The following is a 23,892-nucleotide window of genomic DNA, read 5'->3' as shown; positions in this document are numbered from 1 at the left end:
GTAGGGCGGGTTAGCGAAGCGTAACCCGCCGTCTTCTATCATCAGTGGTGCAAAATTGGCGGATTATGCAGTGCTGATCCGCGCCTCAAGCGACATCAATGCCCGGCGGCGCGTTTAGCCGCCGCATTGTTCAGTACGATCAGCGCATCGACCGCGACGCCGGTTTTCGCATTGATCAGGAACGGATTGACGTCGATCGACGCGATCCGGTCGCCGGCATCCGCGATCAGATTGGACAGGCCGACCAGCGCCTTCACGGCCGAGGTCTCGTGCAATGCCGGCTTGCCGCGATAGCCGCGCATCTTGATGCCGGCCTTGGTGCGGCCGATCAGCAGCCGCGCCTCGGCCTCGTCCAGCGGTGCGCCAGCCAGCGCCACGTCCTTCATCAGCTCGATATCGATGCCGCCGGTGCCGAACAGCACGACCGGCCCCATCTCGGCGTCGAGCGACGCGCCGACGACGAGCTCGAGGTCGGCCTTGACCTGCTGTGCGATCAGGATGCCGTCGAGCCTTGGTTTGCCCTTCAGCTTCTTCACCCGCGCGGTGATGTCGGAAAAAGCCTTCTTCACCTCGGCTGCGCCGTTGAGGTTCAGCACCACGCCGCCGATATCGGATTTGTGCAGGATCTCGGCGCTGACGACTTTGGCCACAACCGGAAAGCCGATCTGCTTGGCGATCTTGACGGCTTCGGCCGCCGTCTGCGCGATTCCTTCCTTCGAGACCGGGATACCGTAGGCCTTCAGCAGCTTCTTCGAGGCGACCTCGTCGAGCGCGGCACCGCTTGCTGATGCCAGCGCCTTCTCGAGCACGGCGCGCGCCGCGGGCTTCGAGCTCGAGACGATGTCGGGCACCTCTTTGCGCAGCCTGGCATAGGCGAGCAGCGATTTGATCGCGGTCACCGCGCGGTCCATGCCCTGCATCACCGCGAGGTGCGGCAGCGATTTGCGCAGGCCCTTGGTGAACTCGGTGAAGCCGATCGACATCGCGCTGATATAGATCACGGGCTTTGCCGCGCGGCTCGCCATCTCGTTGACGATGCGCAAATTGCGCTCGCGCTGCTCGTGCGGCACTTTCGGAAATTCGGCGTCGACGATGACGATGTCGATATCCGGGTCATCGATCATCAGCTTGATCGACTTCATGTAGACGGAGGGATCGACCACCGCCGCAAAGCCGGCGTCGAGCGGATTGCCGACGATCGACCCGGGGCCAAGCATCTTGGCCAGTTCGCTGCCGACATGTGGACTGAGCGGCGCGAAATTCAGGCCCTCGGCATAGAAGGCGTCGAGCAGCATGCCGCGCTTGCCGCCAGACAGCGTGACGGCGGCGAGCCGGTCGCCCTTGGGCACGGCGGCGTGGACGAAGCATTCGGTGGTCTCGATCAATTCGTCCAGCCCGCCGACGCGGATCACGCCTTCGCGGGTTGCGATCGCGTCGAAAGTCTCGATCGAGCCCGCCAGCGCACCGGTGTGGGCCATCGCCGCAGCGCGGCCGCCTTCCGATGAGCCGAGCTTGAGCGCGATCACCGGCTTGCTCGCGGCACGCGCGGCCTTGCAGGCATCGCGAAAGGCCTTGGTGTTACGCACGCCTTCGAGATAGACCACGATCACCTTGACGCTCGGATCTTCGGCGAAATAGCGCATCAGGTCGGGTGTCTCGAGCCCGGTTTCGTTGCCGGTCGTCACCATGTAGCCGACACCGACGCCGCGATCCTCCAGCGCCTGCCGGATTGCCATGACGATCGCGCCGGACTGTCCGGCGATCGCCACCGCGCCCTGTTCCATGGTGACGATGCGGTCGTCGATATTGGTGAAGAGTTTTTCGCCGGCGCTCAAATTGCCGAGGCAGTTCGGGCCGGTGACGGCGAGCCCGGTCTCACGCACGGCCCGTTGCAGCTCGGCGGCAAGCTTCTGGCTCTCCTCATCCTGCAGTTCGCTGAAACCCGACGTGACGATGGTGGCCGACCGCGCGCCGGCAGCAGCTGCGTCGCGGATCACCTGCACGGCAAAGCGCGCGGGCACCAGCACCAGAACGTGATCTGGCTTCTCGGGGAGGCTGGCAAAATCCTTGTAGCAGGGCACGCCCCAGATGGTTTCGCGCTTGGCGTTGACGGGATAGAGCCCGCCCTCGAAGCCATATCTGACCAGATTGTTCCAGATGCGCTCGGCGTAGTTGCCGGGCTTGTCGGTCGCGCCCACCAGCACGATGTTGCGCGGATGCAGCATGGCGTGGATGCCCTTGACGATGTCGCTGGCATCAGGGGGCGGCGACCATGAGCGGGCAGGAGCCGGCGCGGCAGAGACCTGTGCTTGAGCGACCTGCGCGTTAGAGATCCGGGCTTCCATGGCGTGACCTCACCTTTTGTTCTTCTTGGTGGCGCGTCACCTTGTTGTATGGCGAGTTGGGTGGAGTGGCAACCGGCAGGGTTGCATGCCGCATGGCGGAATGCGCGGCGGATCGCAGGCGACGACGTCAATCGCCGGCTCGCGTCTTGTCCGCGTCAGTATCGCAGGACCCCCAGCTTGTAGGCATAATGATAGGCCAGCTGCCGGACGAGATAAGGCGCGATGGCGCGCCGGATCTGCATCTGCGTCGGATCGAATCCGAGAACGCGGCGCCGCAAGATGCCCATCTCCCTGACGCCGATCGCGTAGGTCGCCGCCGTCTTCTGCGCGTCGTGAATACGGAAGCAGGACAGAAACCGCGGTAGCCGCGCGAACTTGAATCCGGCGGCTTGCGCCCGCAGGATGAAGTCCCAGTCCATCGCGTAGTGGAAGCTTTCGTCGATCGCACCAAGCTTGTCCCACACGCGCTTGCGCCAGAACATCGTCTCCTGCGGAATGTAGTCGGCATATCGCAGCACCTTGCCGTCATGGCGGGGCAACACGGCACGACCGACCTCGAGTCCTTCGCGATCGATGAAGATGCGGTTGCCGTAGACGATGTCGACATCGGGATGCGACATGAAATAGTTGACGACATGAGCGAGCGTTCCGGGCAGCAGCACGTCGTCGCTGTTGAGATAGGCCATGATCTCGCAGTCGACGCCGGCAAAGCCGAGATTGATGGCGTTGGACTGACCCTTGTCCGGTTCGCTCCTCCAGCTGATGCTGTCGCTGCGGCTCTTCAGGAGATCGATCGTGCCGTCGATCGAGGCGCCATCCTGCACGTGATAATAGAGGTTCGGATAGGCCTGGCTCAGAATGCTGTCGATCGTGGCGCCGAGATATTGCGCGTGATTGTAGCTTGGCGTGACCATCGCGATCCGCGGCGCTGTCGCAGGGATCGCGGGCGCGGAGTTGAACGCGTTCAGGTTGAGCATTCGCGCCGGATATTGTTCGAACGTCCACATCGGTGGACGCCGCCAGAGGCTGCGAAGCGAGGAGCGTCTCTGACCGGCCGCGACGAGATCCAGATTCCGTTCCAGCAGCGCGACGCGGTTTTCGAGCTGCTCCAATCGCTGGTCGAGACGCTGCCTAAACTCGTCGTCCATTTACCCCTTCTTCCCGCCCAGCTCGGCTGCAGAAATCGCTGGCCCTTCTATAGGTCTACGGCTGGCGGCACCAGTTCAGCGGTTCCAGCGAAGCTGGTTGTCGCATGCGCTAAGCATGGCTTGCGAGAGCTCGATCGATCCCGGATGGGCGCGATTGCGAACGGCTATTCACCATCCCCGATCAGGGTGGCATGCAGCAGATACCGTTCGGGGCCCGACGTGACGGCATCGAACGGCCAGCACGTCGCAAGCACAAGCTCGAAATCCTGCGTTGCGGGATCGATGCCCGATGCGTCGAAACGGACGACCGCGGAGGAATCCGCGCGATAGCGAAAGCGTTTGCCGTCACTGCGTGTGACATCGATCACGTCACCAATGGCAACATCCCGCAGGAAGCGGAAATGTGTATCGCAATGGGCAGCATATACAGCAACGCCGCGCTCGCCGGCATCCACCGTTTGGTGGAGATGGCCCGGTCCGAAAGCAAGCGCCTGTCCGCTCGTGCCGTCCAGCACGATGGCGCTGGCGCCGATCCGCTTGACCTCGATCCGCGCCACCGGCCAGGTATCGGCCCAGGACCATGGCTTGACCGGCTGGCCGGTCGCAACACTCCGGTCGAACGCACGCACCAGGAGCATCTGCGCGAGCCACGCCTTGGCGTGGATGTAGGCGCCGTCGCCGAACAGGATGGCGCCGACCAACACGAGGACCAGAGGGGAGACGAAGCGTGGCATTGGTCTCTCCACCGTCATTGCGAGCGCAATGACGAGAAGGAAAAAAAGCGCGCGCGGCCGTTGGTTTCGGGACGGGCAGCCGCGCGCGCCAAGCAAGAGGAGTTCGGGGCGCTCCTCTCTCAAGCGGCGTCAGTGAGCAAGGACTGACGCCGGTTGAACACGAACAGGATCAGGGCAAGTACGATCATGACCAGACCTGCGATCATCTTCAGCACGGCTGAGGTCGAGGTCTTGGGCAGGCGGATCGCATCCGGTGTGACAGGAGCCGGCCGCCTTGCTGCAGGCTGGCCTGCATCGGCGCGGCGCTCGCGCAACTGTGTCGGCGTCAGCTGCGGGCGTTCGCCGAACACCTTCGCGAAATCCCAGCCTGCCGGCAGGTTGATCGGAAGCTCGCTGAGCTTGAGCGGCTGGCCTTCAGGACGGCTCGGCGTCTTGTCGACCGCGACAAGGCTGGTCAGTCGCGTGACGATCTGATGGTCGAGCGCCAGCGCAAGAATCGCCTTGTCCGTGTCTTCCGGTGTCTTCTCGCGGAGCGTCCGCGCCACCTCGGCGTCGCCGATCTTGCGCCTGGCCCAGAGCTTTGACAGGCCCTTGCCCTCGGCTGCATTTTGCAGCGGCAATGTCACCGACCACGGCCGGTCGCCGACGCGGCCCTTGATTTCCAGCGAACCCGCGAGCTTGTCGAGTTTTGCGGCCAGCACCAGCGGCTCATCGCGATAGATGTCGGGAATGATCGCCGGCGTGACGTCGGCTTTGGCGTCGGAGAATTTTGCGGTGAGGCCGGTCACGGCGGGGTTCTCCAGCTTGGCGAACAGGCCGCGCATGCGCTCCTCGACCTGCTCGACGGAGCCGATGTGGGTGAAGGCGCCGCGGCCGAGCTCGGAAGCCCGCGTCATCAGATAGGTGTTGGGCGCGGAGCCGATGCCGACCATGAAGATGTGCGAGCGGCCGCGCATCGCGGTGATGGTCTCGAACAATTGCTGTTCGTTGCCGATCGCGCCGTCGGTGAGGAACACGATCTGGCGAACCATGTTGGTATCGCCGATCTTGTCGGTCAGTGCCGCACGCATCGCCGGCACCATCTCGGTGCCGCCACGCGCCTGCAATGCGCCGACGAATGACGTCGCTTCGCCGACATGGGCGGTATCGGCCGGCACCGAGGTCGGAAACAGCACGTCCATGGTGTCGTCGAAACGGATCACGTTGAAGCGGTCGTTCGGCTGGAGACGGCCGAGCGCATAGAGCAGGCTTGCCTTGGCCTGTTCGATCGAGGTGCCGCCCATCGAGCCCGAATTGTCGATCACGAACACCACTTCGCGCGGCAGCGGCTTCTGTGTTGCCTGCTCGGCGGCCGGCGGCGTGACGAAGGCGAGCAGATAGTCGGCGTCGCCGACATGCTCGCGGAACAGGCCGACCGACGGCGCCTTCTCGGCCGCCGGCTTCCAGGTCAGCTCGAAATCGCGGTCGGCCGGCACGGTGCCGTCGGCAAGCGTCACGACTCGCGTCGTGTTGTCCGGGCTCTCGATCTTGACGTTGTGATGGTGGCTCTTCACCTCGCCGAGCGCAAAGCCGGCTTTCAGGTGCACCGCGATGCTGGTCGGATTGATCGGCGGACTCTTGGCGGGATCGAGCACCGGCGGCGAGATGCGGTCACGGTCGGGCACCGGATCGGAACTGGTTGCGCCCCAGCCGGAGCCGTCCTTGCGGAAGTCGACGCTCTGCACGATCGGCGCCGGATTGTAGCGCGGCCCGACCACGAGCGGCACGCGCAGCGAATATTCGTTGCCGGATTGATGCACCGGCTCTTGATATTCGATCTGCACCAGCACGGTTTCGCCGGGGCCGATATTGGCGACCGAATTGGTGAAGATGTTCGTCCGCTCCTGCTCCGTGAGCGCGGCCTTCTGTCCGTTGCGACGCGCCTGTTCGTAGATCACGCGCGCCTGTTGCCGCTCCTTGATGTCGCCGACGATGACGCGGTCGCCGACCACCATCTTGAGCGTGTCGACGGCGCCGTCGGCGGCCAGCGGATAGACATAGGTCGCCTCGACCCAGTCCTTGGTCGGGTTACGGAAGACCTGCGTGACGCGCGTGCGCAGCGTCGGGCCGGACACCGTGATGTCGACATCGATCCCGAGACGGATGGCTTCGGTGGTGGCGCCGTCCTCCTTCAGGAGGAGGCTGCCGGACTTGGCGTCGCCGGGCTGGAGCAGGCCGGCCTGCTCGGTCGTCGCCGACCAGGAGGTCTCGAAGCTCACCAGCAGGGCCACGAAACTGACCAGGAGCACGGCGATGCTTTGCGCCAGAAGGAACAGGCCGACCTTGATCAGCCTCCCAAGCCAGGGGTGTTCGTGGCTGTCGACCGCGTCGTAATTGTCCATTTGGCCTGCTCCCGAAGTGTTTCACGCCCCTGAGCATCGGTCGGGAGGGGGCGTTGTCGCGAGCAGATTGATCGGCAATGTTCCGCCGCGGCTGGCCTTGCCGGCTGCCGTCTTGGCGGCTATGTCCGGTTTTGTGCTGATTTGTCCGCCCTGCTAGACTGGCCGCAGTGGAGCAGGGTTAACGATGCAGACGCCGGATAAACTCAACGACGGGCAGCTTTCGGACGAACAAAGCCGCGAGGTTGCGGAGACGATCCGCGAGGAAATCGCAAGGCGCCGGATTTCGCGGCAGGCGCTGGCCGAGCAGGCCAAACTCAGCCTGTCGACGCTGGAGAAGGCGCTCGGCGGCCGCCGCCCGTTTACCCTGGCGACCACGGTCCGGCTCGAGCAGGCGCTGGGCGTGTCCCTGCGCAAGACCACGGTGACGCCAGCGCCCGTGGCAGGCAACGACGTCGCGCCTGACAGCCTCGGCTCCTATTCGCATCGCGCCGTGACCTGGCTGGAAGATGTCTACATCACGCTGCGGCCGTCCTTTGGCGACAAGGATGCGATCTTTGCCTATCGCACCGAGATCGTCTGGGAGCCGAAGGTCTCCTCGCTGGTCTTCCGCGAGGGCGAACGGACCGATGCGGCCTATGAGCACACCGGCGAGGTTGCCGTGCCGCATCAGTCGGGGTTCATCTACCTTGTCATCAACAAGCATGGCCAGCATCGCGTGATCACGGTATCGCGGCCAACCGTGTCCGGCGCGATGTATGGCATCATCTCGACGCTGCGCGCCGGCGCCGGCTCGCAGCTGACGCCGGTCGCGGCACCCATTGCCTATGTGCCGGCACGGAATATCGCCGATCCGGCTGTGGGCCGGATCGCACCGGACCAGGTGAATTACAAGCTGTATCGCGATCACCTTCGGCGTACCGTCGACGAGTCTTTTGCGCTCTTTCTGCCAGCCTGAACCTGCGCCCGAATTGGCGTCCCGCGCGATCATGTTGAGGGGTGAAATCCGGCATGAAATCCGGCTTGGGTCCCGACCGGCCGCTGTTCTCCGTCATCATCCCGCTCGAATCTCACCGCGGGCAATGGGAGCAATCCTGGCTCGGCTGGACGGCGCAGACGGCGGACCGGTCTCTCTATGAGATCATTCTGGTCGTGCCGCGCGATTTCACGGCGCTCACGGAGCTGAAGCAGCTCGCGGGCGACCGAGCGCAGCTCGAATTCGCCGACTCCGTCCACGATATCGGGCTCAGCGCAATCGGCGCCGCCAGGGCGCGGGGCCGCTATCTGTTCTTTACGGAATCGCATTGCCGGCCGGAGCCCGACGTGATTGCGCTCTGCATCCGCGCGATCGACGATCATCCCGATTGGGCCGGGTTTTCCTGCCGCTCGGTCCCGATCTGCCACAACCGCCTCTCGGAGGCGGAGGCCGCGATGTACCAGGCCGACATCGAGTTCGGCATGAAGCAGCATCCCTGGCGCAAGGTGCTCGACCAGTGCTTCGTGACGCGGCGTGACGTCTACGAGGAGTGCGGGGGCCTGCGCGAAGAGCTAGGTCATTTCGCCGAATGGGTGCTCGCCGCCGGGTATTTTGCGCGGGGCTACGCCATCGGCTATCTCGAGGAGGCGCGCTTCCACCACTATTACGTCGGCCGGATCGGCGAGCTGAAGACGTTCACGCTCGATTTCGTGCAGGGCGAGATCCGTTATCTCAGCGAGGATCGACACGATCAGGGCTGGGAGCTGCTCGAGATTCCCCACGAATGGAGCGAGCCGTACAATTTCGATGGTGCGCTTGCCCTCCATGCACTGAACGCGCTGATGCGCTACGGGGGCTGGAGGCGGTTCGACGAGAAGCTGCAGGCCATGTGGCGCTGGACCGCGCCGGCGCTGCTCGGCGATATCCGTCCACGTCTCGCCGCACGGTTCGCGGTCGCATATGCACGATCGATGCTGACGGGACTGGTGGTGGTCGGGTCGAGCGACGCCATCGCCCATTGGATGAAGCGCTACATCGCATCGCTGATCCGCCTGCAGCGGCTCGAATGTATCGGTCGCGTTCGCGGGCACGTCAGGCCTGCGCCGAAACTGCTCGGCGATCACGTCCTCGCGCAGATCGGATTTCACGCCGAGGAGACGGCGGCCGGCTACACATTTCGCTGGAGCGAGCCGCAGGCGGCCGTTCGCATCAAGGGAACGGCTGGGCGCAATACGGTCTGCATCCGAAGCCCTGCGCTGCGTGCGCCGCTCGACCAGATCGGCACGCAATTCTATCTCGACGGCGCGCGTGTCGATCCCGCCGCGATCGAGATCGGTTGCGACCGCTACACGCTCAGCCTGGATCTGCCAAAATCAGGCGTCGCCACCCTGGCATGGGCCTGCCCGGTGCTCAGGGGTGTCGGTGATGCGCGCCGTCTCGGCCTCTCCGTCGTGGCCATCGATGTGAGCCGGGACGTGCGCGATAGCGATCAAAAAGATGGCGGCCTTTCGGCCGCCATCCCGCGCGTGTCGGCAATTTCCGATCGCAGCTAGCCGCTCGGTTCTGCGCTGATGATGGGGCCGAACAGCTCCCACTGGCCGCTCTTGAAGCGCCACATCTTGAGCTGCTCGATCGGCGCAAAGTCGGTGGCCGAGGTGTTGATCGTGATCCCCGGAATCAGCGTGTCGGGGGTGAAGTCCTTCAGGCTGGCGGCCTGCTTCATCACGTTCTCGCGGGTGAGATTGTCGCCCGCCTGCTTCAGCACCTGCACCATGGTCTGGGCTGCGGCGTAGCCATAGACCAGATTGGCGTCCGAGATGTTCGCGCCGGGCATGTACTTCTCGATGAAGGCCATGAACTTCTTCATGCCGGCATCGTCCTTCCACTGCGGATCCGAGGCATCCTTGAGATAGCCGGCCGAGAGCACGCCTTCGGAGGCCTCGAGGCCGGCAGGCTTCATCACCGCGCCGATCGACACCGATACGTCGGTCATCAGATGCATCGGTTTCCAGCCGAGCTCGGCGATCTTCTTGATCGCCTGCGCCGCGAACTTGGGGGTCGCGATGTTGACGAACGTATCGGCGCCGGTGTCCTTGAGCTTGACGATATGGGCGTCGATCGACGGCTCCGACGTCTCGTAGCTTTCTTCGGCCACGATCAGCTTCGAAGCCTTGTCGCCGAACACGTCCTTGATGCCGGCAAGGTAGTCTTTGCCGAAATCGTCGTTGGCATAGAAGATCGCAACCTTCGCGTCCGGCTTCTCCTTCAGAATGTATTTGGCGAAGATTCGCGCCTCGACCCGGTAGCTCGGCTGGAAGCCCATGGTCCAGGGGAAGTTGTGCGGATCGTTCCACTTGCTGGCGCCGGTGGCAAGGAACAGCTGCGGCACCTTCTTGGCGTTGTGATATTTCTGCACGGCGGTCTGGGTCGGCGTGCCTAGCGCGTTGAACACCAGGAAGACCTCGTCGCTCTCGATCAGCTTGCGGATCTGCTCCACCGTCTTCGGCGGCGAGTAGCCGTCGTCATAGGAGATCCAGTTGATCTTGCGGCCGTTGATGCCGCCCTGATCGTTGATCATCTTGAAATAGGCTTCCTCGGTCTTGCCGATGACGCCGTAAGCGGAAGCAGGTCCCGAATAGGCCTCGACATTGCCGAGCTTGATCTCGGTGTCGGTGACGCCGGTGTCGTAGGCCTTCTGTGCCTGGGCGCCGTGGGCCGTGAATAATGCCAGGGCCGCTGTAGCGGCGAGCAGGGAGAGTTTCCTCTTCATAAAATTTCCTTGGGTTTCTTGGTTGGGGACAGGCACGTCAGAAACAAAGAAGCGCCCGCAAGGGGCGCTTTGATCAGGCGTTGGCGACTTTCTTGTCGACCTCGGAAGCGACCGAGAATTCCTTGCGCAGGGTCGGCTTGTGGATCTTGCCGGTGGCGTTGCGCGGCAGCGAATCGACGAAGCGGACCTGGCGCGGGCATTTGAAGCGCGCGAGATTGGCCGCGCAATGCGCAAAGACGTCGGCCTCGGTCAGCCGCTGGCCCTGTTTGACCGCAACGATGGCGAGGCCCACTTCGCCCCATTGCGGATCGGGAATGCCGATCACCGCGGCCTCCGCGATCGCGGTGAGCTGATGCAAGACATTCTCCACTTCAGCGGGATACACGTTCTCGCCGCCGGAGATGTACATGTCCTTCCAGCGGTCGACGATGTAGTAGAAGCCTTCGTCATCCACGCGTGTCGCATCGCCGGTGTGCAGCCAGCCGTCGGTGAAGGAGGATTTGTTCGCGTCCGGCCTGTTCCAGTAGCCCGGCGTGATGTTCGGTCCCTTGACCCAGAGCTCACCGAGCTCGCCGACATCGGCATCGCTGCCGTCCGGGCGCACGATCCGCACCTCGGTGTGCAGCACTGGCTTGCCGGCGGAGCCGGCCTTGCGCGCCGCGTCCTCACGGTCGAGCACCAGCACGGCCGGCGACGTCTCGGTCATGCCGTAGCCCTGCTGAAGCGCGACGCCGCGCGCCTCCCACACCTTCAGCAGCGGCACCGGCATCGGAGCGCCGCCGACACCGCAGACGATCAGCCGAGAAAGGTCCGTCGTCGCGAAGGCCGGCTGCTGCGCCATGAATTGATAGATCGCGGGCACGCCGAAGAACACGTTGATGCCTTGCGCGGGGTCGTTGATCAGGCCGAGCGCGATGCCGGGATCGAATGCGCGCATGATCATCACGGTGCCGCCGGCATGCAGCACGGGGTTGGTGTAGCAGTTGAGCCCGCCGGTGTGGAACAGCGGCAGCACGGTGAGCAGCACCGAGGACGGTCCGATGCAGGCGGGCCCGCCGAGATTGACGCAATTCCAGAAGGTCATGCCATGGGTGATGGTCGCGCCCTTCGGATGTCCCGTCGTGCCCGACGTGTACATGATGGTCGAGACATCATCGAGCGTGACGTCCTCGGCGCGATCGAGCGGTTTTGCAGAGGCGATGCCGGCCTCATAGCCGCCGCCGGGGCCAAGCAGCAAGCTGGTGGCGACGTTGCAGAGCTTTGCCACGGTGAGCGCCGTCTCGGCCAGCTCAGTGTCGTGGATCATCACCTTCGGCGCACAATCGCCGGTGATGAACTGAAGCTCGGGAACGGTGAGCCGGGTGTTCAGCGGCACGAAGACCGCGCCAAGCCGCCCGCAGGCGAACTGCACCTCCAGCGTGTCGGTCGTGTTCAGCGCCAGTACCGCGACGCGGTCGCCGCGCGAGACATTCAGCGTGTGGCGGAAGAACGAGGCGAGGCGCGAGACGCGGGCGTCAAGCTGCCCATAGCTGAAGCGGCGCTCGCTCGCGAGATCGATGGCCGCAACCCTGTGAGGTGCGCGGCGCGCATGATGAGCGATCCAGTCGTAGTAACGAACGGCCAAAAATCCCTCCCTCGGCGGTCTTGTGCCACCTGAATTTTATTGCTGTGCACCATGCCCGGCATGGCCCTGGGAGGCCAGCCGGAGTTTTGTGCAGCAGTCTTTTTTGATTTGGAGTTGGCCTGCGAGGGGTGAAAACCGTCTTGCGTTGAGTTGCTAGGATATGGGGCTTGTGCCGGAGTGGGCCGATTAGGCTTCTGGTGCGCTTATGATGGGAGAAACCGAATTATCGTATTTCAGGACGCTTTTGAGATGAGAGCGCAGAGGGTAAGTTGCACCATTGCGCCTAATGCGTGTAGAGGGGATTGGGAGACAAATGGATTATCGAGATACTTGGTTGTGGCAGCGAGCCTTTGTTCAGTCGCGCCAAGACGCCACCCAATCAGAGCAGCAGTACTTTCAGGAACGCTATTTCTCGATGCGAGAGAAGGCGGCGGCGCTCGTCGGCCGAATTCAAGCCGATATGCCAACGATGACCGTCCATGACGTTTCTCACCTAGATTCGCTTTGGGAGATGGGCTCAATCTTAGCGAGAGAAAAGGTCGATCTTAATCCGCCCGAAGCCTTTGTATTCGGAGGGGCCATACTTCTGCACGATGCCGCGATGACCGTCGCCGCTTACCCGAACGGACTAGCGGGCTTAAAAGAAACCCTGGCGTGGAAAGACAGCTACGCAAGAATTTCTATGACTGCTCAGGAAGCGTCCGGCGACTCTCCAAGCGACCAATTAATTGAGGAACTCGCGACCGCCGATGCGCTGCGCATCATGCATGCGCCACAAGCTGAAAAGCTGCCGTCGATGTCATGGAAATCCTCTGTGGGAACCGATGAGTTCCTAATCGACGATCCGGAGATCCGAAATTTCTACGGACCTAAGATCGGTCAGTTGGCTCACAGCCATTGGTGGCCCATTGCTCGGGTTGAGGACGATCTAGCGAACGATCTTGGTCCACTGGGAGGAAGAACCGGAAATCGTATTGATTTGACCAAGATTGCCTGCCTTCTGCGAACATCGGACGCTATGCACATCGATCGGCGGCGAGCACCCGCATTCTTGCGGAAGCTCCTGAATCCGCAAGGCGTCTCCTCGCAACACTGGGCTTTTCAAGAGCGGATGGCAGTGCCGTTCGTCGACGAGGAGGCGCTAGTCTACACGGCAGCGCCTCCCTTCGATTTGAGCCTCGCTGAAGCGTGGTGGCTTGCTTATGATGCGCTTGTACAGGTCGACAAGGAGCTTCGTAGCGTCGATCATCTTCTCCAAAAACGAAGTACGGGACGTCTGAATGCAAATCGTGTGAGGGGGATTGATGGGCCGAGGGAGCTTGCCAAGTTTGTAGAAACGATCGGATGGGTACCTGTCGATAGTACGGTTCGCGTCTCTGATGTACCGAAGATCGTTTCGACGCTTGGGGGACGAAAGTTATATGGTAACGAACCCGCCGCGGCTCTCAGGGAGCTTATACAGAACGCATCAGATGCCGTAGCCGTTCGCCGAAAGCTCCAACAGAGGTCTCAGACTTGGGGGCAGGTCACTATAGGTCTTGAAAAACGAGACCATGAAACTTGGCTCGTAGTAGAGGATACGGGCGTTGGGATGTCGCCGAATGTGCTCACGGGGCCTCTGATCGATTTCGGCAACTCCTTCTGGAGGTCGCCTCTGGCGGCCCAAGAGTTTCCGGGTATTCAGGCGTCCGGCCTTACAGTGAGGGGAAAGTTTGGCATAGGCTTCTTTTCAATCTTTATGCTTGGGAAGAAGGTGAGTGTCACCTCTCGTCGATACGACAAGGCCTCCGATTCTGCGCGCACGCTGGAGTTCCAACATGGCTTGGCTTCGCGTCCAGTTCTCTATGAAACTGATCCGCAGGACTACCCAATTGATGGCGGGACTCGGGTTTCGGTTTGCCTCGACAAAGACCCAACTCTGACTGGGGGGCTTTTGCACCCAAGCAAGTATGGGGAAGCAACGCCATTGCTGTATCTAGCTGCATCCATTGCTCCGAACCTCGACGTCGATCTCGTAGTTAAAGAAGGTGATTCTGAAGAATGTGTGGTTCGGCCGAGAGACTGGCTGACTCTTGCTGAGAGCCGATTTTTTGCACGACTTTCGGCTGCGGCCTTAAAGGACAAGGATGCGAGGGCCGATGATCATTCACGGCTGAGAATTTTGACTCGCGACGGGCAAATCTATGGTCGTGCGATGATTGAGACCGCACGATTCGGTAGTGGAGGGCGTGGCTGTATTACTGTGGGTGGCCTTCGTGCAAGGAATATTGGCTATATCTCTGGTTTGCTCGCTGGCAGGGAGATTACGGCTGCGCGAAACGATGCGCTCGCGTTAGTGCCTCTGGACGTGTTGTCAATGTGGGCAACCGAGCAGGCTGATCTGATTTCCCAAACGCTGATTGGTGACGAAGGCAAGGCGCGTGGGGCGCAAACCATCTTGGCATGTGGAGGATCGATCGGAGATTTGCCGATTGCGAGATTGAACGGCGATTGGCTGTCAACGAGCGAGCTAATTGAATTTCTGTCTAGCCGCGAGCAACTCGACGTCTATTTTGGCAGCGTCGACTACGATGCAGACCTAGAGGTTCATCCGAAGGAGTTTGAGAGCTCGTTCGAAGAGGACTCGCAGATACTCTTTGTGCCCAACGAATACGCAGGCTATGGGCCAATAAATCTCTTAGAATTCTTTTCGGAGGCGACTAAGACCGAATTGCCATCCAATCTTGAGGAATTCGTTCGAAGTGTAATTGAGAACGCGTGGGCCCCGTGGAGGAGCGACGAAAACGTTGTGGTGGGTTCCGTCAACGGAAGTGAAATCTTCCGAGAGGTCATCAGGTTCGAAAAGGACGCGGAGAGCGCGGCGTAATCACGGTTGCATCTCGAAAGCTTTCCAGCCAGCCACTCCGCGCAAGTGAGCCGCCGATGTTCCAGCCATGGTGACAGAAGAGAGTCGTCGAAGACGCGCATGCTATGAAGAGCCCGTTTTACACCGCCGAGCACGATGCCTTCCGCGAAATGATGCGCCGTTTCGTCGACAAGGAAATCGCGCCTTTCGCCCATGAATGGGACGAGGCCGGCGAATTCCCCCGCGCGCTCTATCGGAAAGCGGCCGAGATCGGCCTCTTGGGCCTCGGATTCCCCGAGGAATATGGCGGGATCGCCGCCGACCAGTTCATGAAGATCGTCGCCAGCCAGGAGCTGGCGCGGGCAGGTGCCGGCGGTGTCAGCGCCAGCCTGATGAGCCACACCATCGGCTCGCCCCCGATCGCCCGCGCGGCGCGACCGGAGGTGAAGGCACGCGTGCTGCCTCAAGTGCTCTCCGGCGAGAAGATCTCCGCGCTCGCGATCACCGAGCCGGGCGGCGGTTCTGACGTCGCGAACCTGCGCACAAGGGCCCGGCGCGACGGGGATCACTACGTCGTGAGCGGCGAAAAGACCTTCATCACCTCGGGCGTCCGCGCCGATTATCTGACCGTTGCGGTGCGCACGGGCGGTGAAGGCGCCGGCGGCGTCAGCCTGCTCCTGATCGAGGGCGATACGCCCGGCCTGTCGCGCACCAAGCTGAAGAAGATGGGCTGGTGGGCCTCCGACACCGCAACCTTGCATTTTGACGAGTGCCGCGTGCCGGCCGAAAACCTGATCGGCGAGGAGGGCCAGGGTTTCAAGATCATCATGCGGAATTTCAACAGCGAGCGGATGGGCGTGGCGGCGGGCTGCACCGCCTTCGCGCACGTCTGCCTCGACGAAGCGATCGCCTACGCCAAGGAACGCAAGACTTTTGGCAAGCCGCTCGCGCAGCATCAGGTGATCCGCCACAAGATCGTCGACATGGCGCAGAAGGTCGCAGCGTCGCAGGCGATGCTGGAGCTGCTGGCCTGGCGTCTGGAGCAGGGCGAGAGCCCGGTCGCCGAAATCTGCATGATGAAGAATCAGGCGACGCAGACGATGGCGTTCTGCGCCTCGGAAGCCGTGCAGATTTTTGGCGGCGCCGGCTTCATGCGCGGCATCAAGGCCGAGCGCATCTACCGCGAGGTCAAGGTCAACGCCATCGGCGGCGGCACCGAGGAGATCATGAAGGATCTGGCGTCGCGACAGATGGGGTTGTGACGCACGCTGTCGTTCCGGGGCGACGCAAAACGTCGAACTATGGTGCGCAATTGCGCACCTGAGAACCCATCGGGCTCCAGACGCTGTAGAGGAATGGATTCCGGGTTCGCGCTCCGCGCGCCCCGGAATGACGAGAGGGTAGAATGCTATTCACCGCCGACCACGACGATATCCGCCGTTCCCTGCAAAAATTCATCGCGGGCGAGATCAACCCGCATGTCGATGAATGGGAGAAGGCCGACATCTTCCCGGCGCACGAGCTGTTCAAGAAGATGGGCAGCCTCGGCTTCCTCGGCTTGAACAAGCCTGTCGCGTTCGGCGGCTCCGGCCTCGACTATTCCTATGCGCTGATGATGGCGGAGGAGCTCGGCGCCATTACCTGCGGCGGCGTACCGATGGCGATCGGGGTGCAGACCGACATGGCAACGCCGGCGCTGGCGCGGTTCGGTTCGGATGAGGTACGGCGCGAGTTTCTCAGCCCGTCCATCTCCGGCGACTACGTCGCCTGCATCGGTGTCTCGGAGCCCGGCGCGGGTTCGGACGTGGCCTCGATCAAGACCAGTGCGCGTTCCGACGGCGACGACTACCTCATCACCGGCGGCAAGATGTGGATCACCAACGGCACCCAGGCCGACTGGATCTGCCTGCTGGCCAATACCGGCGACGGCCCGGTTCACCGCAACAAATCGTTGATCTGCGTGCCCATGAAGGCCAAGGGTGTCACGGTCGCGCGAAAACTCGACAAGATGGGCATGCGCTCCTCCGACACCGCGCAGATCTTCTTCGACAATGTCCGCGTGCCCAAGCGCAACCGGATCGGCGAGGAGGGCAAGGGCTTTACCTACCAGATGATCCAGTTCCAGGAGGAGCGGCTCTGGGGCGCGGCGGCCTGCCTGAAGGCGCACGAATACATCATCAACGAAACCATTGAATACACCCGCAACCGCAAAGCCTTCGGCCAGAGCATCCTCGACAACCAGATCGTGCACTTCAAGCTCGCGGAGATGCAGACCGAGGTCGAGCTGCTGCGCGCGCTGATCTATCGCGCCGCCGAGCAACTGGTCGCCGGCGAGGATGTCACCAAACTTGCGACCATGGCCAAGCTGAAGGCCGGCCGACTCGGCCGCGAACTCACGGACGCCTGCTTGCAATATTGGGGCGGAATGGGCTTTACCAACGAGACGCCGGTCAGCCGCGCCTATCGCGACAGCCGCCTGACCTCGATCGGCGGCGGCGCCGACGAGGTCATGCTGATGGTTCTGTGCAAGATGATGGGCACGCTGCCGGGAAGTAAGGGGAAGGCATCATGATCACGCTCTATCATTGCGACGCCGCGCGCTCGTTTCGTCCACTCTGGATGCTGGAGGAGATGGGACTGCCGTATGAGCTGAAGATGCTGCCGTTCCCGCCGCGGGTCTTCGCCAAGGAATATCTTGCGCTCAATCCGCTCGGCACGATTCCCTTTATGGTCGATGGCGAGACGAAGATGACGGAGTCCTCCGGCATCTGCCACTATCTCGGTGTCAAATACGGTCCGACGCCGCTGATGCTGCGCTCCGAGGATCCCGCCTACGGCGCCTTCCTGAACTGGATGTATTTCAGCGACGCCACGTTAACCTTCCCGCAAACGCTGGTGCTTCGTTACACCCAGCTCGAACCGGAGGAGCGCCGCAATCCGCAGGTCGCCACCGACTACGCCAAATGGTTCCTGGGTCGGCTGCGCGCCGTGGAGTCGGCGACAGCGAATGCCGAGACCTTGTGCGCGGGACGCTTCACCGCCGCTGACATTGTCATCGGTTACGCGCTCCGGCTTGCCGAGAGTATCGGGCTTGCCAAGGATTTCGGGCCGAATGTCGCAGCCTATTGGGCGCGCCTGCAGCAGCGCGACGGCTTCAAGCGCGCGGTTGCGGCGGAGCAGAAGGCCGGCACTGAACAGAATGTTGCGCCGCGCGTGCGGGCGTAAGCATTCCGCAGGATGGGACTACGGTCTCATCGTGGTTCCGGGGCGACTGATCGTCGTCCCGGAATGGTAATCTTTTGCGCGGCATGACGGCGCTATCCCGCCGTGACAGCGCCCAAATTTCCGCTAAGGTGACCTCCGTCCGCAGCGGCCAAAGAGCCGCGCGAGGAGGAACCCAATGGAAGACAAGGGTCGCGAATCCGACCATCTGATGCTGATCACGCCGGAGCGGGTGTTTTATGCCGGCTTGCTCGGCAGGCCCCGCAAGCGGACCCCAGGTTGCTGCCACGTCTATGTCGCCGTGAAAGGCAGCCTGCATCTGACCATCGACGACGTTCTCGCCACTGCCGAACTGTTCGTCACCCTGCCGAACCAGCGGCACTCCATCGCCAGCGACTACCGCACTGCAATCAGCGTGACGCTCGAGCCCGAAAGCATGCCGGACGGCGTGATCGAGGCCTTGGCCCAGCGACTGATGGGACCGGACCGTGCGGTCTATGCCCGAAAAATCCTCGCCGCCTACGCGCTGCTGCGCCAGCGCCGTTATGGCGACATCAGCACCGCCGAATTCGACGAGATGTGCTTTGGCGAGGCGCTGCCGCGCCGTGTGCTCGACCCGCGCGTCACGCGCGCCGTCGCCCGCATCGAGCGCTTCTCGGGTGAACCGGTAACCGCCGACACCTGCGCGGCCGAAGCTGGTCTTTCAGCCTCCCGCTTCCTGCATCTGTTCAAGGAAGAGACCGGCATCTCGTTCCGCTCCTTCCGGGCCTGGAAGCGTGCGCGGCATCTGCTGCACTTCGCCAACCAGGATCTCAACCTCGCTCATCTCGCGCAGGATATCGGCTATCCCGATAGCACCCATTTCAGCCATTCGATCCGCCGCTTCTACGGATTGAAGCCACGCGCGATCTTCGTCGGCTCGCGCGACCTCGCGATCTATCGCAGCAGCGAGACGGTGCGGCTCGCGGAGGCGAGTTGACACTCTCGTAGGGTGGGCAAAGGCGCAAAGCGCCGTGCCCACGACCTCTCGGCAATTGGCAAAGATGGTGGGCACGCTTCGCTTTGCCCACCCTACGAAAGCTTGCCGTTTCTTCAGCTTCTCCGCGCAAGAAGCCGCATGCCCTGCATCACATGATCACCCACGTTGAATTCTCAACGTGCGAGACATCAGTGGTATGAGCGACAAGGCCGTCATCACCTGCGCGCTGAACGGCGTGCTCACCGACCCGAAGCAGCACAACGTGCCCGTGACGCCCGAGCAGATGGCGCGCGAGGCCAAGGCGGCGTTCGATGCGGGCGCGTCCATCATGCACATCCATCTGCGACGGCAGGCGCCGGGCAAGGGGCATCTGCCGTCCTGGGAGGTCGCTGTCAGCAAGGAGATCCAGCAGGCGATCCGCGAAGCCTGCCCCGGCGTCATCATCAATCACACCTCGGGCGTGTCTGGCCCCAACTACAGCGGCGCGCTCGATTGCATCCGCGAGACCAGGCCGGAGATCGCCGCCTGCAACGCAGGCTCGCTGAATTACCTGAAGGTGAAGGCTGACAATACCTGGGCCTGGCCGCCGATGATGTTCGACAACGCGGTCGAGAAGGTGAAAGACTATCTCGACGTCATGAACGCGGTCGGCACCATCCCCGAGTTCGAATGCTTTGACGTCGGCATCGTCCGCTGCGTCGGCATGTACCACCAGGTCGGCATGTACAAGGGTCCGCTCGAATATAATTTCGTCATGGGTGTCGCATCGGGGATGCCGTCGGACCCGGAGCTGCTGCCGATCCTGATCAAGCTGAAGCGGCCGGAAGCGCAATTTCAGGTCACCGCGATCGGTCGCGAGGAGATCTGGCCGCTGCACCAGCGCTGCGCCGAGCTTGGCGGTCACTTACGCACCGGTCTGGAGGACGCGTTCTATCTCGCCGACGGCAAGAAGGTGACGTCGAACGGCCAACTGATCGAGGCCATCGCCGCCTGCGCCCGTCGCGCCGGCCGCGACATCGCCAGCCCCGCCGAGGCGCGGAAGATCTTTGGGACGAACAGGTAGTTACACACTCGGTCATTCCGGGATGGCCCGAAGGGCCAAGCCCGGAATCCATAACCACGATCGGGAGTATGGATTCCGGGCTTGCGCTCCGCGCGCCCCGGAATGACGGGCAGGAGCTTTGATGTCCATTCTCGAAAACACCATCTCCCCCGGCAGCGCCGCCTACCATGCCAACCGCGACGGCATGCTCGGCCTGATCGACCGCATGCGTGGGCTGGAAGAGCGCACGCGCGCGGCGTCGGCTGCGGCCAAGGATCGCTTCCACAAGCGCGGCCAGCTGCTGCCGCGCGAGCGCGTTGCGCTGGTGCTCGATCCCGGCGCGCCCTTCATCGAGCTGTCGACGCTCGCCGGCTACATGTTCGACGTGCCGGATGCGAGCAAGAGCGTGCCGGGCGGCGGCGTCATCGCCGGCATCGGTTTCGTCTCGGGCATTCGCTGTATGGTCAGCGCCAACGATGCCGGCATCGATGCCGGTGCGCTGCAGCCCTATGGCCTCGACAAGACGCTACGGGTGCAGGAGCTCGCGCTGGAGAACAAGCTGCCTTACGTGCAGCTCGTCGAAAGCGCCGGTGCAAATCTGCTGCGTTACCGTGTCGAGGACTTTGTTCGCGGCGGTAACATCTTTCGCAATCTTGCGCGGCTCTCGGCCGCCGGCTTGCCGGTCGTCACTGTCACGCACGGCTCGTCCACCGCGGGGGGCGCTTACCAGACCGGCCTGTCCGACTACATCGTCATGGTCCGCGGCCGCACCCGTGCCTTCCTCGCCGGGCCGCCGTTGCTGAAGGCCGCGACCGGCGAGATCGCCACGGAGGAGGAGCTCGGCGGCGCCGAGATGCACACGCAAATCTCCGGTCTCGGCGACTATCTCGCCGAGGACGACCGCGACGCGCTGCGCATCGCGCGCGAGATCATGGCGGCGCTGGAATGGGAGCGGCCGGGCCGGGTGGCGTCGGAATTCAAGCCGCCACGCTACGACCAGGACGAATTGCTCGGCATCATGCCGATGGACCACAAGCGCCCGGTCGATATGAAGCAGGTGATCGCGCGCATCGTTGATGACTCAGATTTCACCGAGATGGCGCCGAATTACGGCCCGGCCACCGTCTGCGGCCATGCGCGTGTCGAAGGCAAGGCGATCGGTATCATCACCAACAACGGTCCGCTCGATCCCGCCGGCGCCAACAAGGCGACGCACTTCATCCAGGCCTGCTGCCAGACCCGCACGCCGATCCTGTATCTCAACAACACCACCGGCTACATGGTCGGAAAAGCCTATGAAGAAGCCGGCATGATCAAGCACGGCTCCAAGATGATCCAGGCGGTGACCTCGGCGACGGTGCCGCAGATCACCATCTATTGCGGCGCCTCGTTCGGCGCCGGCAATTACGGCATGTGCGGGCGCGGCTTCCATCCGCGCTTCTGTTTCTCATGGCCCAATGCCAAGACCGCCGTGATGGGCGGCGAGCAGGCCGCCGAGACCATGGCGATCGTGACCGAGGCCGCCGCAGCGCGCCGCGGCAAGCCGGTGGAGAAGGAGAAGCTCGATGCCATGAAGGCGCAGATCATCGGCGTGTTCGACGGCCAGATGGACGTGTTCTCGACCAGCGCGCGCGTGCTCGACGACGGCGTGATCGATCCGCGCGATACGCGCGCGGTTCTTTCCGAGGTGCTGGCGATCTGCCGCGAAGGCGATGCGCGGTCACCGCAGCGCATGCAATTCTCGGTGGCCCGGCCATGAGGAACGGATCAGTGCAGCACCGGCCGTTCTTCAAGGTCCTGGTCGCAAATCGCGGCGAGATCGCGCTGCGTGTGATGCGCAGCGCGCGGCAGCTTGGGCTTGGCGTCGTCGCGGTCTATTCGGATGCCGATCGCGATGCGCTCCACGTGAAGCAGGCCGATCAGGCGGTGCGGATCGGCGAAGCCCTGCCGGCGCAATCCTATCTCAACATCCCCGCGATCATTGGCGCAGCGAAAGCTAGCGGCGCGGATGCCGTGCACCCCGGCTACGGCTTCCTCGCCGAGAACGAAGACTTTGCACAAGCCTGCAAGGATGCTGGTCTCGTCTTCATCGGCCCGTCGCCGCAGGCGATCGAGGCGATGGGCAACAAGGCCGGCGCCAAGGAGATCATGAAGAAGGCCGGCGTGCCCTGTGTGCCCGGCTATCAGGGCGTCGACCAAGGCGACGAGGTCATGCTCGCGGAAGCCAGGAAGATCGGGTTTCCCGTCATGATCAAGGCCGTCGCGGGTGGTGGTGGGCGCGGCATGCGGCTCGTGACCGACGCTGCGTCGTTCGGCGATGCCCTGCGCAGCGCACGGTCGGAGGCGAAGGCGGCGTTCGGCGATCCCACCGTGATTCTCGAACGCGCAATTCAAAATCCCCGCCATATCGAGATCCAGGTGTTCGGCGACAGCCACGGCAACGCCATCCATCTCGGCGAGCGCGACTGTTCGGTGCAGCGCCGGCACCAGAAGCTGATCGAGGAGGCGCCGTCGCCGGCGGTGACGGCCGAACTGCGTGCGAAAATGGGCGAGGTCGCCGTCGCAGCCGTGAAGGCATTGCGCTACGAGGGCGCCGGCACACTGGAGTTTTTGCTCGATGCCAGCGGCGAGTTCTACTTCATGGAGATGAACACGCGTCTTCAGGTCGAGCATCCCGTGACCGAGGCGATCACCGGGCTCGATCTTGTCGAGTTGCAACTGCGCCTCGCGCGCGGCGAGCCGCTGCCGGTGAAGCAGCAGGACATCAAATTCTCCGGTCACGCCATCGAGGTGCGGCTCTGCTCGGAAGACGCCACGCAGGATTTCATGCCGCAGTCCGGCCGCATGGCGCGCTGGCAGGTGCCTGATGGCATTCGTGTCGAGCATGCGCTGCAATCGGGCTCGGAGATCCCGCCGTTCTACGATTCCATGATCGCCAAGGTGATCAGCCATGGCGCGACACGTGAGGAGGCAAGGGGGCGGCTGATCGTCGGACTTGAGCACCTCACGGCGTTCGGCGTGACCACCAACCAGGCGTTCCTGATGTCGTGCCTGCGCCATCCCGGCTTTGCCAGGGGCGAGGCGACGACGGCGTTCATCGGCGCGCATCGCGACGAGCTGTTGGCGCCGCGCGTGGACGCTGCCTTCGACACGGCATTGGCGGGCGTGCTGCTCTACGTCACCAATCCGCGCGCGCCGGCGTGGCGTAGTGGCCGGAGCTTGTCGGCGACGTTCCCGCTACCTGCCAAGCTCGAAATCGCGGGCCATACGCATGAACTGGAAATCACCCGCGAGCGCGATGGCAGCTACACCGTCATCGCCGGCGGTCGCCAGGACAAATTCGAGATCGATCAGCTCGATTCCGGCTCGATCCGCTTCCGCCATGACGGCGTGACGGACAGCGCAAAATTCCTCCGCGATGGCGACCGGCTCTACGTCCAGCACCGCGGCGTCCCGCTTGCGGTGACCGATCTCACGCTCGCTGCACCGAAAGCCGCAGCAAGCAATGGCGGCGACGGCAAAGTCCGCGCCGCGATGAACGGCCGCGTCGTCGCCGTTCTCGTCAAGCCGGGTGACCGCGTCACCGCCGGCCAACCGGTGATCACGCTGGAAGCGATGAAGATGGAGCACGTCCACAAGGCCGGCATCGACGGCGTGGTCGCCGCGATCGATGTCGCCGAGGGTGAGCAGGTGACGACGGGACGGATCGTGGCGGAGATCGGGGCGGGGTAGCTCGGCAAAGGCGGTTTTGTAGGGTGGGCAAAGGCGCAAAGCGCCGTGCCCACCAACATTGGCGATTGGGCGCGAACGGTGGGCACGCTACGCTTTG

At 63.1% G+C, this 23,892-nt stretch carries 16 protein-coding genes; 10 read left to right on the top strand and 6 right to left on the bottom strand.

Going from position 1 to position 23,892, the window contains the following annotated elements; all coding sequences use genetic code 11:
- Nucleotides 1-95 precede the first annotated feature (95 nt).
- The 4 genes from QA645_RS42710 to QA645_RS42695 all read right to left on the bottom strand — a co-directional run bounded on the left by QA645_RS42710 (nt 96) and on the right by QA645_RS42695 (nt 6,608).
- The gene (locus QA645_RS42710) at nt 96-2,225 is read right to left on the bottom strand and encodes an acetate--CoA ligase family protein (RefSeq protein WP_283053608.1); all 2,130 of its coding nucleotides are present in this window, start codon (nt 2,223-2,225) and stop codon (nt 96-98) included.
- Nucleotides 2,226-2,500: 275 nt separating this feature from the next.
- Nucleotides 2,501-3,493, bottom strand: a complete 993-nt coding sequence (locus QA645_RS42705; RefSeq protein ID WP_283047162.1) for a glycosyltransferase family 2 protein — start codon at nt 3,491-3,493, stop codon at nt 2,501-2,503.
- A gap of 164 nt (nt 3,494-3,657) precedes the next feature.
- Nucleotides 3,658-4,227, bottom strand: a complete 570-nt coding sequence (locus tag QA645_RS42700; RefSeq protein ID WP_283047159.1) for a class GN sortase — start codon at nt 4,225-4,227, stop codon at nt 3,658-3,660.
- Between the two features lie 119 nt (nt 4,228-4,346).
- On the bottom strand, nt 4,347-6,608 hold the full coding sequence (locus QA645_RS42695) for a marine proteobacterial sortase target protein (RefSeq protein ID WP_283047158.1): 2,262 nt from the start codon (nt 6,606-6,608) through the stop codon (nt 4,347-4,349).
- A 184-nt stretch (nt 6,609-6,792) separates the two neighbouring features.
- On the opposite strand from QA645_RS42695, the gene QA645_RS42690 reads away from it, so the two are divergent.
- Together QA645_RS42690 and QA645_RS42685 are read left to right on the top strand one after the other, a co-directional pair.
- The gene (locus tag QA645_RS42690) at nt 6,793-7,563 is read left to right on the top strand and encodes a helix-turn-helix transcriptional regulator (protein WP_254135058.1); all 771 of its coding nucleotides are present in this window, start codon (nt 6,793-6,795) and stop codon (nt 7,561-7,563) included.
- A 53-nt stretch (nt 7,564-7,616) separates the two neighbouring features.
- The gene (locus QA645_RS42685; RefSeq protein WP_283047156.1) at nt 7,617-9,134 is read left to right on the top strand and encodes a hypothetical protein; all 1,518 of its coding nucleotides are present in this window, start codon (nt 7,617-7,619) and stop codon (nt 9,132-9,134) included.
- On the opposite strand, the gene QA645_RS42680 is transcribed toward QA645_RS42685, so the two are convergent.
- Together QA645_RS42680 and QA645_RS42675 are read right to left on the bottom strand one after the other, a co-directional pair.
- Nucleotides 9,131-10,351 (bottom strand): ABC transporter substrate-binding protein, encoded by a 1,221-nt coding sequence (locus QA645_RS42680; RefSeq protein WP_283047154.1) that lies wholly within the window; start codon nt 10,349-10,351, stop codon nt 9,131-9,133. The two genes, QA645_RS42685 and QA645_RS42680, sit on opposite strands and share 4 nt — an antisense overlap.
- Nucleotides 10,352-10,424: 73 nt before the next feature.
- Nucleotides 10,425-11,975: a long-chain fatty acid--CoA ligase gene (locus QA645_RS42675; RefSeq protein WP_283047152.1), complete on the bottom strand. Its 1,551-nt coding sequence runs from the start codon at nt 11,973-11,975 to the stop codon at nt 10,425-10,427.
- A gap of 313 nt (nt 11,976-12,288) precedes the next feature.
- Between QA645_RS42675 and QA645_RS42670 the strand changes: the two genes are divergently transcribed.
- The 8 genes from QA645_RS42670 (at nt 12,289) to QA645_RS42635 (ending at nt 23,795) form a co-directional block, all read left to right on the top strand.
- Complete coding sequence (locus QA645_RS42670) at nt 12,289-14,841, top strand: ATP-binding protein (protein ID WP_283047150.1); 2,553 nt, start codon at nt 12,289-12,291, stop codon at nt 14,839-14,841.
- A 104-nt stretch (nt 14,842-14,945) separates the two neighbouring features.
- Complete coding sequence (locus QA645_RS42665) at nt 14,946-16,082, top strand: acyl-CoA dehydrogenase family protein (RefSeq protein ID WP_283047148.1); 1,137 nt, start codon at nt 14,946-14,948, stop codon at nt 16,080-16,082.
- Nucleotides 16,083-16,225: 143 nt separating this feature from the next.
- Complete coding sequence (locus QA645_RS42660; RefSeq protein WP_283047147.1) at nt 16,226-17,392, top strand: acyl-CoA dehydrogenase family protein; 1,167 nt, start codon at nt 16,226-16,228, stop codon at nt 17,390-17,392.
- Complete coding sequence (locus QA645_RS42655; protein WP_283047146.1) at nt 17,389-18,045, top strand: glutathione S-transferase family protein; 657 nt, start codon at nt 17,389-17,391, stop codon at nt 18,043-18,045. Before QA645_RS42660 ends, QA645_RS42655 begins: the two co-directional genes overlap by 4 nt.
- A gap of 175 nt (nt 18,046-18,220) precedes the next feature.
- Complete coding sequence (locus QA645_RS42650; RefSeq protein ID WP_254196033.1) at nt 18,221-19,021, top strand: AraC family transcriptional regulator; 801 nt, start codon at nt 18,221-18,223, stop codon at nt 19,019-19,021.
- Nucleotides 19,022-19,217: 196 nt separating this feature from the next.
- Nucleotides 19,218-20,084, top strand: a complete 867-nt coding sequence (locus QA645_RS42645; protein ID WP_283047144.1) for a 3-keto-5-aminohexanoate cleavage protein — start codon at nt 19,218-19,220, stop codon at nt 20,082-20,084.
- Between the two features lie 121 nt (nt 20,085-20,205).
- Nucleotides 20,206-21,822, top strand: coding sequence for an acyl-CoA carboxylase subunit beta (locus QA645_RS42640; RefSeq protein WP_283047142.1), 1,617 nt, complete (start codon nt 20,206-20,208; stop codon nt 21,820-21,822).
- Nucleotides 21,819-23,795 (top strand): acetyl-CoA carboxylase biotin carboxylase subunit, encoded by a 1,977-nt coding sequence (locus tag QA645_RS42635; RefSeq protein ID WP_283047141.1) that lies wholly within the window; start codon nt 21,819-21,821, stop codon nt 23,793-23,795. The genes QA645_RS42640 and QA645_RS42635 overlap by 4 nt, the downstream gene beginning before the upstream one ends.
- Nucleotides 23,796-23,892: the final 97 nt, after the last annotated feature.

It is taken from the genome of Bradyrhizobium sp. CIAT3101, assembly GCF_029714945.1.
In the GTDB taxonomy this organism is placed as follows: domain Bacteria; phylum Pseudomonadota; class Alphaproteobacteria; order Rhizobiales; family Xanthobacteraceae; genus Bradyrhizobium.
Note: the sequence above shows the minus strand (reverse complement) of the source record. Positions and strands in the feature narration are given on the sequence as shown.